General features: G+C 71.3%; 12 protein-coding genes. 6 read left to right on the top strand and 6 right to left on the bottom strand.

What is annotated here, in order from left to right; genetic code table 11:
• Positions 1-48 precede the first annotated feature (48 nt).
• From AB0383_RS40920 to AB0383_RS40940, 5 genes are all read right to left on the bottom strand, one after another.
• Entirely contained in the window at positions 49-1,809 is a 1,761-nt protein-coding gene (locus AB0383_RS40920) for an FAD-dependent monooxygenase (RefSeq protein WP_364177592.1), read from the bottom strand.
• A gap of 14 nt (positions 1,810-1,823) precedes the next feature.
• Positions 1,824-3,746 carry a maleylacetate reductase and hydroxyquinol 1,2-dioxygenase domain-containing protein gene (locus AB0383_RS40925; protein WP_366190127.1) on the bottom strand — a complete coding sequence of 641 codons (1,923 nt, stop codon included), beginning with the start codon at positions 3,744-3,746 and terminating at the stop codon, positions 1,824-1,826.
• A gap of 110 nt (positions 3,747-3,856) precedes the next feature.
• Positions 3,857-4,741 carry an AraC family transcriptional regulator gene (locus AB0383_RS40930; RefSeq protein ID WP_364177587.1) on the bottom strand — a complete coding sequence of 295 codons (885 nt, stop codon included), beginning with the start codon at positions 4,739-4,741 and terminating at the stop codon, positions 3,857-3,859.
• Positions 4,742-5,018: 277 nt separating this feature from the next.
• On the bottom strand, positions 5,019-5,843 hold the full coding sequence (locus AB0383_RS40935) for an NAD(P)-dependent oxidoreductase (protein WP_366190128.1): 825 nt from the start codon (positions 5,841-5,843) through the stop codon (positions 5,019-5,021).
• 43 nt (positions 5,844-5,886) lie between these two features.
• Entirely contained in the window at positions 5,887-6,696 is an 810-nt protein-coding gene (locus AB0383_RS40940) for an IclR family transcriptional regulator (RefSeq protein ID WP_220241887.1), read from the bottom strand.
• Positions 6,697-6,913: 217 nt separating this feature from the next.
• On the opposite strand from AB0383_RS40940, the gene AB0383_RS40945 reads away from it, so the two are divergent.
• From AB0383_RS40945 to AB0383_RS40970, 6 genes are all read left to right on the top strand, one after another.
• On the top strand, positions 6,914-7,855 hold the full coding sequence (locus AB0383_RS40945; RefSeq protein WP_366190129.1) for a 5-dehydro-4-deoxyglucarate dehydratase: 942 nt from the start codon (positions 6,914-6,916) through the stop codon (positions 7,853-7,855).
• A complete protein-coding gene (locus tag AB0383_RS40950) occupies positions 7,852-9,108 on the top strand; it encodes a glucarate dehydratase family protein (RefSeq protein WP_366190130.1) in 1,257 nt (418 codons plus the stop codon). The genes AB0383_RS40945 and AB0383_RS40950 overlap by 4 nt, the downstream gene beginning before the upstream one ends.
• 4 nt (positions 9,109-9,112) lie before the next feature.
• Positions 9,113-10,261: a hypothetical protein gene (locus tag AB0383_RS40955; protein ID WP_366190131.1), complete on the top strand. Its 1,149-nt coding sequence runs from the start codon at positions 9,113-9,115 to the stop codon at positions 10,259-10,261.
• Positions 10,262-10,264: 3 nt separating this feature from the next.
• Positions 10,265-11,761 (top strand): aldehyde dehydrogenase (NADP(+)), encoded by a 1,497-nt coding sequence (locus AB0383_RS40960; RefSeq protein WP_364177574.1) that lies wholly within the window; start codon positions 10,265-10,267, stop codon positions 11,759-11,761.
• Positions 11,762-11,848: 87 nt separating this feature from the next.
• Positions 11,849-14,230, top strand: a complete 2,382-nt coding sequence (locus tag AB0383_RS40965) for a polysaccharide lyase 8 family protein (RefSeq protein ID WP_366190132.1) — start codon at positions 11,849-11,851, stop codon at positions 14,228-14,230.
• Between the two features lie 145 nt (positions 14,231-14,375).
• Positions 14,376-15,851: an NAD(P)/FAD-dependent oxidoreductase gene (locus AB0383_RS40970; RefSeq protein ID WP_366190165.1), complete on the top strand. Its 1,476-nt coding sequence runs from the start codon at positions 14,376-14,378 to the stop codon at positions 15,849-15,851.
• 66 nt (positions 15,852-15,917) lie between these two features.
• On the opposite strand, the gene rpmJ is transcribed toward AB0383_RS40970, so the two are convergent.
• Entirely contained in the window at positions 15,918-16,040 is a 123-nt protein-coding gene (rpmJ, locus tag AB0383_RS40975) for a 50S ribosomal protein L36 (protein ID WP_220241881.1), read from the bottom strand.
• Positions 16,041-16,043: the final 3 nt, after the last annotated feature.

Raw genomic sequence — 16,043 nt, forward strand, 5'->3', positions numbered from 1 at the left:
CGCCCGCGGAGCCACCGAAGTGACCCCGCGGGCGGGAGCGCGTCGAGCTCAGGCCCGCGACAGCACGGTTTTCAGCGCGGTCAGCAGCGCCGTCGTCGCTTCCGGTTCCGCGGCGCCGGTCGAGTGGCGCCAGGCGATGTAGCCGTCCGGGCGGACGAGGAGCGCGCCGGCCTCGTCGATCTCGCTGGCGCGGGTCCAGTCGCCGTAGGAGTCGCGGGCGTCGTCGGCGCCGACCGTCAGCACGCGCAGGTCCAGGCCGAGCTCCGCGGACGCCTTTTCCGCTGCCACGCGCCACGCGGCGCCCGAGAGCCCGGTGACCACCGTGAACTTGCCGTGGCCCACCAGGTCCAAAGTGGACTCCCGGCGGCCGTGTGCGCCGACGAGCCACACGTGCGGGATCTTCGCGCCCGGCGTGGTCGTCGCGTGGTGGAAGAGTTCCGGGTCGCGGCCGGACACCGGGGCTGTGTCGGCCGGGCCGTCGGCGAGCACGGCGGTCGAGGCGTAACGCTGGTCGAGCTCTACGCCGTGGGCGTTGAACTCGTAGTTCTTCAGCTCGATCGCCTTCTCCAGCCGGCGGCGGCGGCGCGCACCGTCCTCGGTGGCGGCTTCGCAGGCGGCCAGGCCGGCCGCGATGCCGTCGGAGTCGGTGTCGCCCGCGATGCCGAGCGCTTCGAAGATCGGGCCGAACTGGTCGCGCGAGAGGTTCGCCCGGTCGACGATCTGCTTGCCCACCGGCGCGCGCTCGGCCGAGTACGTCTCCAGCAGCCCCTCACCGGCTTCACCGCGCACGACCATCGCGAGCTTCCACGCGAGGTTGAACGAGTCCTGCACGGACGTGTTCGACCCCAGTCCGTTGGACGGCGGGTGCCGGTGCACGGCGTCGCCGGCGCAGAACACGCGGCCGCTGGAGTACTGCGTGGCGTAGGAGTGGTTGACCGTCCACAACGACGTCGAGGTGATCTCGACGTCGAGCTCGGGGTCGCCGATCAGGTCGCGCACGATCCGCGTGGCCTCGGCGACGTCGACCTCCGGCGCTTCACCGGCGATGTCGTAGCCCCACACGAGCAGCCACTCGTTCCACGGCCGCACCATGCGCACCAGGCCCATGCCGATCCCGCCCATGTGCGCGCCCGGCCGCATTACCCAGTAGAGGACGCTCGGCCGGTGGGCGACGTACGGCGCGAGGTCGGCCTTGAACGTGATGTTCATCGAGCCGGCTTTGCCCGTCTCACCCGCGATCGGCAGCCCGGCCTGCTCCGCGACGCGGCTGCGCGCGCCGTCGGCACCGACGAGGTACCGCGCCCGCAGGGTGAATTCGTCGCCGCGCACGCGGTCGAGGAACCGCGCGGTGACGCCGTCGGCGTCCTGGGTGTAGTCGAGGAACTCGGTGTCCAGCCGCAGCTTCGCGCCGCGCTTGGCCGCGTTGGAGACCAGGATCGGCTCGAGGTAGGTCTGCGGCAGGTCGATCATGTGGCACGGGCTCGCCGCGCCGTACTCGGACGCCGAGCGTTCCCCGGTGCCCCAGCTGGTGATGCGGCCGATCTCGTTGCCGGCCAGCGAGGTGCACAACACGGTGTCGCCCATCAGCTCCGGCGGGGTGCCCTGCGCCAGCGCCTGGTCCTCGACGCCGAGGTCACGCAGCACCTCCATGCCGCGCTGGTTGGTGATGTGGGCCCGGGGCGTGTTGGCCGTCCAGCCGTACTTGGTGGCCAGAACCGTGGGCACGCCGTAGGTCGCCAGCGCCAGCGCGGCCGACCCGCCGGCCGGCCCGCTGCCGACCACGATCACGTCGGTGTCGAACTCTGTCATGGCGGGATTCCTCGTCAGTGAGCGGGAGCGGGGGAGATGTGGAAGGTGAAGTCGAGCCGGCGCCAGTGGGCGGGCTCGCGGCCGTCCGGCGCCGGGCCGGTCTGCTCGGTGAAGTCGACGATGAGGCCGTCCTTGACGCCGAACACGGTGTCGGAGTCGAGGTAGTCGCCGCCCTTGACGAACAGCTGGGTCACCAGGGTCCGGTAACCGGGCTTGGCGATCATGAAGTGCACGTGGGGTGCGCGGTACGGGTGGCGGCCGACCGCGCCGAGCATCTGACCGACCGGGCCGTCGGCCGGGATCGGGTAGGCCGAGGGCACGATCGACCAGTACCGCAGCCGGCCTTCGGCATCAGTGCGGAAGCGGGCGCGCAGGACCGGGCCGTCGAGGTCCGGCAGCTGCACGTCGTAGAACCCGTCCTCGTTGGCCTGCCAGACGTCGACCACGGCGCCGGTCACCGGGGTGCCGTCGGGCTCGGTGACCCGCACGTCCGTCCACAGTGGAGTGCCGGGCAGGCCCGCGGCGAGGTCTGAGCCCTGCTCGGTCTCCGGCGGGCCTTCCACGTAGAACGGGCCGAGCACGGCCGACGGGGTGGTGTCCGGCGTGCGGGAGTTGGTGAGGACGTCGACGACGCTGGACACGCCGAGCGTGTCGGACAGCAGGATGAACTCCTGGCGCTTGTCGTCGGTGATGTGTCCCGTGCGCGTCAGGAATTCGATCGCGAACTCCCACTCCTGCTGGGTGAGGTCGGTGCGGACCACGTAGGAGTGCAGCGTGCGCACCAGGTCCTGCAGCAGCTCTCGCAGACGCGGGCTGGGCGTCGAGGCGAAGCTGTCCACGACCTCCCGTGTCAGGGCGCGCAGGTCCGGCTTGGTGCCCTCGGCCGGGGCCGGGCGGGTGCCCGCCCACGCCTGGCGCAGCAGGTCCTCGATGCCGTCACGGGTGATCTCGCGCGGGTTGGGGTAGGGCTTGGCGGTGGCGATCTCGGCGGCTGTGGTGATGTCGTTTTCGGTGAACCCGAGTTCGCTCAGCGAGTGGGGGACGGGCAGGCTCGCGATGAGGTCGTAGACGCCGGTGGCGGCGTCGGGTGTGCCGAGGACTTCGGCGATGCGGCGCAGGGCGTCGGGGGCGCCGGTGGTGTTGTAGGCCATGGCGTAGGGCAGGACCACGGTGTGGGTTTCGGAGTGCGGGAGGTCGAAGCTGCCGCCGAGGGTGTGGCAGAGCTTGTGGTGCAGGGCCATGCCGACGGAGCCGAGGCAGGTGCCGGCGAGCCAGGCGGCGCGCAGGGCCTCGCTGCGGGCGTTCGGATCGGACGGGTCGGCGGCGATGCGGGGCAGGGCGGAGGCGAGCAGGCGGATCGCTTCGAGGGCGAATTGGTCGATGATCGGGTTGGCGTCGGGCGAGTAGAGGGCCTCGACGGCGTGGGCCATGGCGTTGATGCCGCTGGTGAGTGACACCTGGACCGGGAGTTTGAGGGTGAGGTCCACGTCGTAGACGACGACTTCGGGCTGGACCTTGGATGTGGTCTGGGTGGTCTTGCGCCCGTCGGCGGTTTCGCCGAGCACCGGGGTCATCTCCGAGCCGGCGTAGGTCGTGGGCACGATGATCTGCGGCAGATCCGTGCGCAACGCGATCGCCTTCGCCAGACCGGTCGTCGAGCCGCCGCCGATGGCGAGGACGCAGTCGACGTCGTTCTCGGTCACGACCTTGAGCGCGCGCTCGGTCACGTCCACGGGTGTGTGCATCGCGGCTTCGTCGAAGCGGGCGGCGAGCAGCGGGCCGAGCGAGTCGGCGACGCGGTCCGCAGGTCCGGCCAGCGGCGGGCTGCCCAGCAGCAGGACGCGGGTCGCGCCGAGGCGGCGCACCTCGTCGGGCAGCGAAGCGAGGGTGCCGCTGCCGAAGACGACCCGGGCCGGGTTCGCGGTGTAGCTGAACATCGTTGGTCCTTCCACGCGGGTGCCTCGAGTATCCGGATGTCGCCGCCCGGTTTCCTGCACGTTCCTGCCGCGCAGGCAGCACGAAACGCGCGCGTCACCCGCAGGGGCGCCTATCCCTCGCGCCGCAGGGCCGCGGGGGTGGTGCCGAGCTGCGTGCGCAGCACCCGCGTGAGGTGCTCTTGGTGCGAGAAGCCGCAGCCGGCCGCGATGTCGGCGATGGGGTCGCTGGAGGTGCGCAACAGCAGCCGGGCCTGCTCGACGCGCAGCTTCAGCAGGTACTGGTGCGGGGGCAGGCCGGTGCGGGCCTTGAAGCGGCGGGCGAACCGGCTCACGCTCAGCCCGGTCACGGCCGCCAGCTCGGGCAGCCCCAGCGGTTCCGCGAGCCGCTCGGCCATCAGGTCGCGTACGCGGCCGAACTGCCGGTCCGACAACGCGGCGGGCGCCGCGGGGACCGGCTCGGCGGTGGTGCCCCCGGCACGGTGGCGGCGGGTGAGGTGGGTGGCCACGAGGGCGCACAGCTGGTCGGCGTAGGTGCGAGCACTCGGCTCCCAGTCGCGGACCACGCCGTCGAGGGAGAGCAGGAGCTGCTCCAGCAGCGGGTCGACGGTGCCGAGCTCCTCCGAGAGCCGGATCGGCGTGTCGGTGCCCGCGGCCTCCTGCACGGCCGAGTCGGCGACGTACACGTGCAGCGTGTCGAGCTCCCCGCCCAGCTCCACGGACAAGTCCGCGTGCGAAGGCTGCAGGAACAGGCCGCCGGCCGGCACACGCCGGCTCTGCTCTCCCGGCGTGCCGACCCGGCGGCGGACCGTCACCGGCCCGGCCAGGTGCAGGATGAGCTGGTGGGTCGGGGCCGCGGCGAACAGGCCGCGGTGGGGCCGTTCGTGCTGCTTCGACAGGTAGAGGTGCTCCCAGCCGAGACCGGCGCTGGTGCGTTCGGGCCGGATCCAGGGCAGCGCGAGGATGCCGTTGGTGTCGGCGGCCGAAAGCTCACCCACCCGCGTCCTCCTCGTCGCGCCGTCTCCGAACACCACGAGTGTAGGCGCCTGCGTGGCTCGACCGGACGCGTGAAGGCCCACCGGGCAGCTCGGGTTCCGGGAGTGGTCGCAACACCCCGGTTCAGGGGATGCCTCAGGCGGCCGTCCACCCAATGCGCTCGGCTGGGACACCCCAGCCGAGCGCTTGGCCCGACTTCTGACCGAAGCCGGTGGACACGTTGCCACGACCCTTCGGCTCCGCCCAGGCCGAGGGGCCTCACGGGCACGCGGGGGTGGCTCAGAGCGGGTTGAACTGCCCGAGCGGAGCGGTGCAGAACGGCCCGCCGACGAACTCGGCGGCCGCGCCCGTCGGCGCGGGTTTGTCGGCGAGTTGCTCGGCGTAGACCTCGGCGTTGTCGAGGGACTTGTAGCCCAGCGCCTCGGCCTCGGCGAGAGAGTAGACGCGCCGGGTGTTGTCGGAGACACCCCACACCAGCCGGTAGCCGGGCGAGGGCGCGCTCAGGCAGGCCTCGAACAGGCGGGCGCCATCGTCGGGGGAGAGCCACGTGGTCAGCCCGCGCGGGCCGAGGGGCAGCGGCGTCTCGAAGCAGGAGCCGATGCGGATCACGATCACGTCCATGTCGAACCGCGACGCGTACAGGCTGCCCAGCGACTCGATGGCCGCCTTGCTCACGCCGTAGTAGGTGTCCGGCCGCGGGCTCGAGTCGGCGGGCAGGCCGGCTACACCGGCGTCGGCGTTGCGGCGGAAGCCCACCGCGTGGTTGCTCGACGCGAGGACGACCCGATTGACCCCGGCTTCGCGGGCGGCTTCGAGCACGGTGTGGGTGCCGTTGATGTTGACGTCGAGCGTGGCTTCCCACGTGTTCTCGCGGCTGTGGCCACCGAGGTGGATCAGGGCGTCGGCACCGGCGCAGGCCGCCGCCATCGTCTCGCGGTCGGTGACCGAGCCGGTGACGATCTCGACGGCTTCGCCCGCCTCGGCCGGAGCCTGCTCGGCCAGGTCGAGCAGCCGCAGCACCCGGCCGGGCTTGCGCAGCCGCGGGCGCATCAGGGTGCCGACGATGCCTGCCGATCCGGTGATCAGCACGCGCTGGTCTGCCATGGGGTTCCTCTCGAAACGCTTCGCAACAGGGGAATGGCGGCGGTCAGCGGATGCCGGCCCGGCGCAGCTGCTGCCCGAGCTCGGCGGTCGTCTCGGCCAGGAGCTCGCCGACGCGCTGGACGTCGGCGTCGGTGACCTGGCCGACCGGCATCGAGCAGCTCATCGCGTCGGTGCCCGGGATGCGGTAGGGGATCACGGCGGCGACGCACCGGACGCCGAGCGTGCCTTCCTCGATCTCGGCGGCGTAGCCGACCTCGCGGGTGCGCGCGAGGTCGGCGTGCAGCTGCTCGCGAGTGGTGATCGTGTGCGGCGTGAGCGGCGGGAGCTTCGCCGGCATCAGCTCTTCGATCTCGTCGTGCGTCAGCTCGGCGAGCAGCGCCTTGCCCAGCGCCGTGGCGTGGGTGGGCAGCGTGCGGCCGACGCGCGAGACGAGGTGCGTCGAGTGCTGCGACTCGCGGGTCTCGAGGTACACGACCTCTGTGCCGTTGCGGCGCGCGAAGTGCGCGGTGAACCCGGTCTTCTCGCGGATGCGCTCCAGCGCCTCGGTGGCGAACGGGACGATCGCGTCGCGGTCGAGGTAGGCGGTGCCGCAGATCAGCGCGCGCACGCCGAGGCGGTAGCGCGCGGTGTTCGCGTCGGCTTCGAGCCAGCCGGCTTCCAGCAGCGTGCGCAGCAGGCCGTGGAGGCTGGAACGCGGGAAGCCGGTGCGCGCGTGCAGGTCGGACAGTGACAGCCACACGTCGTTGGCCGCGAACGTCTCGATGAGGTCGATGGCGCGCCGCGCGGACTTCACGCCCGCGCTCTCCGCACCGGGCGTCGCGATCCGCTCCGCGGTGGCCGGCTTCTGCGCCATGTGCGTCCTCCAACCGGGCCGTTGACTTGTGACTCCGGCCATATTAGCGTCCCGAACAGCATTCTTATGGATGAACATAATCAGCATAACAGACTCCATTCAAGAATGTGAACACTGGGGCGGTCTCAAGCGAGGAGACGGCGGCGGTGGGATCGTCGAACCCGTGGCCGGGCACGCCACCCGGACGCCCCGACGAGGACGGAAAGAGCAGAAACTGATGGCACAGCCCAAGATCGAGCTGGACGGCCTGCTGGCGTTCCCGCTGACGCCGTTCACCGAGGACCTCGAGGTGCACCTCGACCGGTTCGCGGAGAACGTGGAAAGCCACGTGGCCGCCGGCGCGGGGGCGTTGTTCGTCGCGTGCGGCACGGGCGAGTTCTCCTCGCTGTCGCCCGACGAGGTCGCGGCGCTGCTGGCGCGGGCGCGCGAAGTCGTGGCCGGGCGCGTGCCCGTGTGGATCGGGGCCGGTGGCGGTGCGGCCGCCGCGCGCGCGGGTGTGGCCGCGGCTCAGGCCGGTGGTGCCGACGGTGTGCTGCTGCTGCCGCCGTACCTGGTTTCCGGGCCGCAGGCGGGGCTGGTCGATTTCGTGCGGTTCGCCGTGGGCGACACGTCGGTGCCGGTGATCGTGTACCACCGCGGCACCGGGGTGTTCACGGCTCCGTCGGCCGCACGGCTGCTCGACATCCCGTCGATCGTCGGGCTCAAGGACGGGTACGGCGACGCGGAAGTGATGACGCGCATCGTCACCACGATCCGCTCGCTGGGCACGCAGCGGTCCGAGGACTTCCTGTTCTTCAACGGGTTGCCGACGGCGGAGGTGTCGGCGAAGGCGTACGCGGCGATCGGCGTGGCGCGGTATTCCTCGGCGGTGCACTGTTTCGCGCCGGAGATCGCGCACCGGTTCCACCGCGCGCTGGCCGAGGGCGACACGGACGTGATGGACACGTTGCTGGCCGGGTTCTACCTGCCGCTGGTGGCGTTGCGAGATGAGACGCCGGGGTTCGCGGTGTCGCTGGTCAAGGCCGCCGCCCGCCTGCGCGGTGACAAGGTCGGCACGGTCCGGCCGCCGCTGGTGGAGCCGACGACCGAGCAGATCGACCGGCTCGGCGGAATCGTGGAGCGCGGGTTCGAGGTGCTCAAGGGGATCGAGGGCCGATGAACATCCGGGATGTGGTGCTCACGCCCGTCGCGTTCGCGGATCCTCCGTTGTTGAACGTGATGGGGGTGCACGAGTCGTTCGCGTTGCGCAGCGTGGTGCAGGTGGTGTGCGACGACGGTGTCGTCGGGCTCGGTGAGTCTTACGGTGACGCGGCGTTTCTGGGTGAGGTGCGCAAGGTTGTGCCCGAGGTGGCCGGGCACGATGTGTTCGATCTGCCGGGGTTGAAGCGGATCGTCACGCGGGTGCTGGCCGGGACGGTGCTGACCGACGAGCACGGGTTGATCGGCGGGTTCTCCATCCGCAAGACGATCGCCAGCGTGTATTCGCTGTTCGAGGTCGCATGCCTGGACGCGCAGGGCCAGGTGCTCGGTCGTCCGGTCGTCGATCTGCTGGGCGGCAAGGCCCGCGACGCGGTGGATTTCTCGGCGTACCTGTTCTACAAGTACGGCGCTCACGTCGGGGCCGACGTGGATTCCTGGGGCGAGGTGATCACGCCGGAGGCGCTAGTGGGCGAGGCCAGGCGGATGGTCGAGCAGTACGGGTTCCGCTCGATCAAGCTCAAGGGCGGCGTGTTCAAGCCTGACGAGGAGGTCGAAGGCATCCGCGCGCTCGCGGAGGCGTTCCCGGGTCACCCGTTGCGGATCGACCCGAACGCCGCGTGGACCGTCGACACGAGCATCCGGGTCGCGGCCGAGCTCGACGGTGTCCTGGAGTACCTCGAAGACCCGACGCCCGGCATCGAGGGCATGGCGCGGGTCGCGGCCGAGGCGAGCATGCCGTTGGCGACCAACATGTGCGTCGTCAACTTCGGCGACATCGAGGCCGCGTTCCGGGCCCGGGCGATCGGGGTGCTGTTGTCCGATCACCACTTCTGGGGCGGGATGCGCGACACCCAGGCGTTGTCGGTGCTGTGTGAGAGTTTCGGGGTCGGGCTGTCGATGCACTCCAACAGCCACCTCGGCATCAGCCTCGCCGCGATGGTCCACGTGGCCGCCGCGACGCCGCACCTGACGTATGCGTGCGACACGCACTGGCCGTGGAAGACGACCGATGTGATCGTGCCTGGGGTGCTGGAGTTCGTCGAAGGCGCGGTGGTGGTGCCGGACAAGCCGGGGCTGGGCATCGAGTTGGACCAGGACGCGCTGGCCCGCGCGCACGAGGACTACGTTCGTTGTGGACTGACGAAACGGGACGACGTGACCTACATGCGCTCCTACGTACCGGACTTCGAACCCAACACGGCCCGGTGGTGACCCCGTGAAGGTGACTGGATACGCGTACTCCTGGGACGTCCTCGGCGACCCCGGTTTCGTGGAGCGCGTGCAGGACCTGGAGGTGGACGAGGTCGCCGTGGCGCTGACCTACCACAGCGCCCGGGCCGCCACGCCGTACTCCGCCGAGCGCACCTCGGTGATCGCTCGCACGGCGGCGAGCTACCGGCCCGTTCGTGAAGAAGCGTGGCAGGGCAGGGAACTGCGTCCGTCCACTCCGGACTGGGTCGCGCGGCCCGACAGCGGCGGCGACGCCGTGCGCCTGCTCAACACCGCGGGGATTCGCGCCGCTGCCTGGATCGTGCTTACGCACAATTCCCGGCTGGGCACGGCTTTCCCGCAGTACACCGTGCGCAACTGCTTCGGCGAGTCCTACCCTTGGGCACTGTGTCCGGCCCAGCCTGCCGTGCGCGAGTACGCGGCCACGCTGACCGCCGAGGCCGTGGCGGGGCTGGAGCTTTCGTCGGTGATCCTCGAGGCGTGCGGCCCGCTCGGCGCGGTGCACCAGCACCAGCACGAGAAGACCGACGGCGTGTGGGCGCCCGCCGTGGCGCGCCTGCTGTCGATCTGCTGCTGCGACGCGTGCGCCGAAGGCTGGACCGGTTTGGACGCCGCCGAGGTGCGCGCGACGCTGCGCACGGAGGTCCGCCGGCTGCTCGACACGGCCGACCTCACCGTCACCGAGGACCGGCTGCCCGTCGTGCTCAAGGACACCGTGCTCGCCGGGCGCCACCGCGCCACCGACGCGTTGCGGGCCGCGGTGCTGGCCGAGCTGGAACCGGGCATGCGGATCGTGCTGCACGGCGCGCTCGACCCGTGGGTCACCGGTGCGCTGCCGGGCCTCACGCCGACCGCGGCCGCGGACGCCGCCGTGGTCGTGCTGCAGAACTGGGCGCCGGGCCAGGGCAGCGTCGACGCCGTGGCCGCGGCCCGGCGGGCGCTGCCGGAGGACGTGGTGGTGGGCAGCTACATCACCGCCGTCGCCGCGAGCCCCGTGCCCGACGTCGCGGCGTACGTCACCGAGCTCGGCAAGGCCGGCGCGGCCGAGCTGCACCTCTACCATCTGGGCTTGGCGGGTCCCGGCCGGTGGCCGGACCTGCACGCGGCCACGGCGGCCGCACGCAGCCTGCCCTGAACCGTGCCTGAACCTGAGCGATCCACCGAGGAGACACGTTCCACCATGAGCCGAGAAACCTCCGCACCGGAGCTCGAGCGCACCCTCGCCGCCGCCGCCGCGGCCGCCCGCCCGTTCGCGGCGAGCACGCCCACCGAACGCGCCGGCTGGCTCGAAGCCGCCGCCGACGCTCTTGACGCCGAAGCCGAGGAGCTGATCGCCCTCGCCCACACCGAGACCCACCTGCCCGCCGTGCCGCGGCTGAAGGGCGAGCTCGCCCGCACCACGTTCCAGCTGCGCTTGTTCGGCCAGGTCCTGCGCGACGGCGCGTTCCTCGGGGCCACCGTCGACCACGCCGACGCCGAGTGGCCCATGGGCCCGCGCCCCGACATCCGCCGCGTGCTCGTGCCGATCGGCCCGACGCTGGTGTTCGCGGCCAGCAACTTCCCGTTCGCGTTCAGCGTCGCGGGTGGCGACACCGCGTCCGCGCTGGCCGCGGGCTGTCCGGTGATCCTCAAGGCGCATCCGGGCCACGAGGAGCTGTCCACGCGCACGGGCGAGATCGTCGTCGGCGCGCTCGCCGCCGCCGGTGCGCCCGCGGGCGCGTTCGCCGTGATCCACGGATTCGAGCAGGGTGTGACCGCGCTCAAGGACCCGCGCGTCCAGGCCGCGTCGTTCACCGGCTCGGTGCCGGGCGGGCGCGCGCTGTTCGACATCGCCGTCTCGCGGCCCACGCCGATCCCGTTCTACGGCGAGCTCGGCAGCGTGAATCCGGTCGTCGTCACGCCGGGCGCGGTCGCCCAGCGCGGCGAGGCCGTGGCGAAGGCGTACGCGGGGTCGTTCAGCCTCGGTGCCGGACAGTTCTGCACGAAGCCGGGCCTGCTGTTCCTGCCCGAAGGCCACGGTCTGGACGACGTGCTGCGCGAGGCCGTCGGCGCCGTCGCCGGGCAGCCGATGCTCAACGAGCGCATCGCGCAGGGCTTCGCGCACAAGCTCTCCGAGCTGCGCCAGGCTCCGGGTGTGACCACGGTCGTCGACGGCACGCACCAGGGCGAGTCGTTCACCCCGAGCCTGCTCTCGACCACGGCCAAGGAGTTCCTGGCCGGCGGGGAAGCGGTGCGGGAGGAGCACTTCGGTCCCGCGTCGCTGATCGTCACCTACAGCGACGCCGACGAGCTCATCGGCGTGCTCGACACGCTGGAGCCGGGCCTGACCGCGACGGTGCAGGGCGAGGACGACGAGGCCGACTACGTCCGCCCGCTGCTGCCTTCGCTGACCCGCCTCGCCGGGCGGCTGCTGTGGAACGACTGGCCCACCGGCGTCACGGTGAGCTGGGCGCAGCAGCACGGCGGCCCGTACCCGGCCACCACGGCGCCCACCACCACGTCGGTCGGCACCGCCGCCATCGAGCGGTTCCTGCGCCCGGTCGCGTGGCAGGGCTTCCCCGACGCGCTGCTGCCCGAGCCGCTGCAGGAGCAGAACCCGTGGCAGCTGCCGAGGCGCACGGACGGAGCGCGCTGACCGTTTTCCCGCTGCGCAACCACAACTGAATTCCCTTCCCCGAAAATCCCGCAAGCCAAGGACGTCTTGATCCTGGGAGGCATTGTCATGCCCGTAAACCGGAGAACTGCCCTGCGCGGCGGCGCCGTCGCGGCCGCCTCGGTGGCCCTGACCGCCGCCGCGCACCCGGCCTTCGCGGCGGGTCCCGCGCCCGCCGAGACCGGGTCCGCCGCGAACGGCACCGCCACGGATCCGCTGAAAGCGATCGTGGTCGGCTACCGCGAGATGCAGACCGGGATCAACCGGCCTTCGCCCGAGCGCACGGCCGCGCTGAAGAACCTCGGCCGCGTCGCGAAGGCCTACAACGACACGATGACCGTCACCGGCGGTCCACTGTGGACCGACCTGCCACTCGGGCCGGGCAGTGACTACACCACCTCGATGTACGCGCGGCTGAGGGCGATCGCCGTGGACTGGGGCACCCCGGGCGGCACGCTCTCGGGTGACCCGCAGGTGCTTGACCGCATCAAGAAGGCGCTCGAGCTGATCTACGCGAGCCAGTACAACCCGCAGGTCGGCGAGATCGGCAACTGGTACACCTACGAGATCGGCGTGCCGTACTACGTGCTGCACACCCTCGTCACGGTCGCCGACGAGCTGACGGCCGACGAGCTCGCGCGCTACGTCAGCCCGATCAAGCGGTTCGTGGGCAACCCCAACGTGCGGGCAAACAGCCCGAGCACCGTCGAGACCGGCGCCAACCGGGCCGACAAGGCCCTGATCTCGATCGTCTCCGGCGCGCTCATCGGCGACACCGCGTGGATCAAGACGGGCATCGACGCGCTCACCGACGTCGCCGGCGGCGGTGCGGCGAGCCTCGTGGCCAAGCTGGACAAGGCGGGCAGCGACGGCTTCCACGTGGACGGCTCGTTCATCCAGCACGACACCATCCCGTACCCCGGGCACTACGGCATCGTGCTGCTGACCGCGCTCTCCGGCGCGATCCACGTGACCGAAGGCACCGAGTACGCGCTGCCCGAGGACCTCAAGCAGAAGATCTACGCGCTGGTGCCCGACACGTTCGCGCCGTTCGTCTACGCGGGCGCGCTGATGGAGCCGGTGCGCGGGCGGATGCTCTCGCGCCAGGGCGAGACCGGCCACGACATCGGCCACCAGCTCACCGTCGCCACGCTCCTGCTGGCGCGCTCGGCCACCGGCGCAGCCAAGACCGAGCTGTCGGGCCTCGCGGCGAAGTGGATCTCCGAAGGCACGTACGCGCCGTTCCTGGAGATCCCCGACCCGGAGCGGTTCGCGCCGGGCCCGGACCTCGTGGCGACGCCAGGCATCGAGTTCGCGCAGGAGATGCTCGCGACCCACGTGCGGCCGACGCCGATCACGGCCACACACCGGATCTTCGGCCAGCAGGACCGGATGCTGCACGTGACCGAGGGCTGGTCGAGCTCGCTCGCCGTGGGATCCACGCGGATCTCGCGCTACGAGTCGATCAACGGCATGAACCAGCACGGCTGGTACGTCGGCGACGGTGTGCTGTACCTGTTCCTGCCGAAGGCCAAGGGGCACTACTCCGACGCGTACTGGCCGACCGTCGACCCGCTGCTGCTGCCCGGTGCCACCACGAAAGCCGGGCCGACGGGTGCGCTGCAGTCCACGCCGATGTCGACCAAGGCCCACGTCGGCGGCGTGCGCTGGGACGCGCGCCACGGTGCGTACGCTTTCGACTTCGTGTCGCTGGACGGCACGCTGACCGCGAAGAAGTCGTGGTTCTTCACGCCGGCGGGCGTCGTGTGCCTCGGCGCGGGGATCACCGACACGTCGGGGCAGCAGGTGCGGACCACGATCGAGAACCGCAAGCTGGGGGAGAACGGCCGGGGCACGCTGCTGGCCGACGCGCGGCTCGTCTCGTCCGCGCTGGGCCGCACGGCGTCGCTGCGCAACCCGCGCTGGCTGCACCTCGACGACGTCGCCGGCTACGTGCTGCTCGACAAGGCCGACGTCACCGCGCTGCGCGAGGACCGCACCGGCGCGTGGCGTGACATCGACACGGGCGCGAACACCAAGGGCACGACCGATCCGTACACACGGCGTTACCAGAAGCTCGTGATCGAGCACGGAGTGAATCCGTCGGACGCGAAATACGCGTACGCGGTGTTGCCCGCGGCTTCGGTCGTGAGCACCGTCGCGTCGGTGCTCGCGTGGCGAGTGCGGGCGAACACAGCCGCCGTTCAGGCGATTCGGCTGTGGGACAACACACTGCTCGCAAACTTCTACAAGGCGGATACTGTAGATGAGGTGACTGTCTCAGGTCCGGCTTCCGTGGCCCTGGGGCGCAGCGGCTCGGGCTGGCAGCTCGCCGTCTCGGATCCGACGCAGACGCAGGACAGCGTGCGGGTGACGGTGCGGCGCCAGACCGTGGAGGTCCCGCTGAAGGGCACCTTCGGCGCGACGCAGGTGGTCCACCTGCCGCGCTGACCCAAGGTTTCCCTGCCGGGCCGGTGATTCCCCGCCCGGCCCGGCAGGGCCCCACTTCCGAATCTCGTTCTGCCCGGGCCCGGCCGACAGGGCCTTCCGACGGTACGATCCCGGGAACACGCTCGAGCCGGGGAGAGTGATCACGATCGCCACGCACGTCGATGTCCTCGTGGTGGGCGCGGGGTTGTCCGGGATCGGGGCGGCGTGCCGCCTCCAGCTGCGGACTCCCGGCAAGACGTACGCGATCCTGGAGGCCCGCGACTCGATCGGCGGGACCTGGGACCTCTTCCGCTACCCGGGCATCCGGTCCGACTCGGACATGTTCACGCTCGGTTACCCGTTCCGGCCGTGGAAGGACCCGAAGGCCATCGCCGACGGTCCGTCGATCCTCAGCTACATCCGCGCCACGGCCGAGGCCTACGGCGTCGAGCGCCACATCCGCTTCGGGCACCGTGTGGTGTCCGCTTCGTGGTCCTCGGCCGAAGCGAGCTGGACGGTCGAGGCCGAGCACGACGGCGAGCCGGTCACGTTCACCTGCTCATTCCTGTACCTGTGCAGCGGCTACTACAGTTACGACAGCGGCCACGTCGTCGACTTCCCGGGCCGCGAGGACTTCGCCGGCGAGATCGTGCACCCGCAGCACTGGCCCGCGGATCTGGACTACGCGGGCAAGAACGTGGTGGTGATCGGCAGCGGCGCCACCGCCGTGACGCTGGTGCCGGCGATGGCGCCCGAAGCGGCTTCGGTGACCATGCTGCAGCGCTCGCCGAGCTACGTCGTCGCGCGGCCCGGCGCCGACGCGCTCGCCGACCGCCTGCGGGCCGTGCTGCCGGAGAACCTGGCGCACCGGCTGGTGCGTGGCAAGAACGTGGTGATGGGCACGTTGTTCTTCCAGCTCATGCGCCGCCTGCCCGAGCGCGCGGCCGCGGTGCTGCGCGACGGCGTGGCGAAGCAGCTGCCACCGTCGATCCCCGTCGACCCGCACTTCGTGCCCGCCTACAACCCGTGGGACCAGCGTCTGTGCCTGGTGCCCGACGCCGATCTGTTCCGCGCCCTGCGCAGCGGCAAGGCCGACGTGGTCACCGACCACATCACCCGCTTCACCCCGGGCGGCATCCAGCTGGAGTCCGGCCGTGAGCTGCCCGCCGACGTCATCGTCACCGCGACCGGCCTGCGCGTGGTCGCGTTCGGCCAGGTCGCGTTGACCGTCGACGGCCGGGCCATCAAGCCGGGCGAGCAGCTCGTCTACAAAGGCATGATGTTCGGCGGCATCCCCAACCTGGCGTGGTGCGTGGGCTACACCAACAACTCGTGGACCCTGCGCGCCGACCTCGCCTCGCAGTACGTTTGCCGGCTGATCTCGCACATGGACCGCCACGGCTACGTCGCCTGCGCCCCCGACCCGGGCCGCGCCCCGACCACGGGCCTGCGTCCGGTCGTCGACCTGATGTCGGGCTACATCAAACGCGCCACCTCGGCCCTGCCGAAACAAGGCGACCGCCGCCCGTGGGTGATGCGCCAGAACTACCTGCTGGACCTGGCCGACATGCGTCTCAACCGTCTCGACGACGGTGTCATGGCCTTCCGCCGGGCGGACGAACGCATCCCGACGCCGGCCTGAGCGCACTCTGAGCGTAAAAAAGGGGCGCCACCCACCTGAGGTGGATGGCGCCCGACGCTGTGCAGCTCAGCCCTGGCGAGCCTTGTTCCGCGGGTTGTCGCGGTTGATCACGAGGATCTTGCCGTGCCTGCGGATGACCTGGGCCCCCTGCTGGCGAGCCAGCGACCTGACCGACGCGCGAACCTTCATGGT

Origin of the sequence: Amycolatopsis sp. NPDC051373, from assembly GCF_040689465.1 — a bacterium.
GTDB lineage: Bacteria > Actinomycetota > Actinomycetes > Mycobacteriales > Pseudonocardiaceae > Amycolatopsis.

Excerpts from the sequence above, each read along its gene's own strand:
- AB0383_RS40920 (WP_364177592.1), bottom strand. The coding sequence starts at position 1,809 with ATGACAGAGTTCGACACCGACGTGATCGTGGTCGGCAGCGGGCCGGCC.
- AB0383_RS40925 (WP_366190127.1), bottom strand. The coding sequence starts at position 3,746 with ATGTTCAGCTACACCGCGAACCCGGCCCGGGTCGTCTTCGGCAGCGGC.
- AB0383_RS40935 (WP_366190128.1), bottom strand. The coding sequence starts at position 5,843 with ATGGCAGACCAGCGCGTGCTGATCACCGGATCGGCAGGCATCGTCGGC.
- AB0383_RS40940 (WP_220241887.1), bottom strand. The coding sequence starts at position 6,696 with ATGGCGCAGAAGCCGGCCACCGCGGAGCGGATCGCGACGCCCGGTGCG.
- AB0383_RS40945 (WP_366190129.1), top strand. The coding sequence starts at position 6,914 with ATGGCACAGCCCAAGATCGAGCTGGACGGCCTGCTGGCGTTCCCGCTG.
- AB0383_RS40950 (WP_366190130.1), top strand. The coding sequence starts at position 7,852 with ATGAACATCCGGGATGTGGTGCTCACGCCCGTCGCGTTCGCGGATCCT.
- AB0383_RS40965 (WP_366190132.1), top strand. The coding sequence starts at position 11,849 with ATGCCCGTAAACCGGAGAACTGCCCTGCGCGGCGGCGCCGTCGCGGCC.
- rpmJ (WP_220241881.1), bottom strand. The coding sequence starts at position 16,040 with ATGAAGGTTCGCGCGTCGGTCAGGTCGCTGGCTCGCCAGCAGGGGGCC.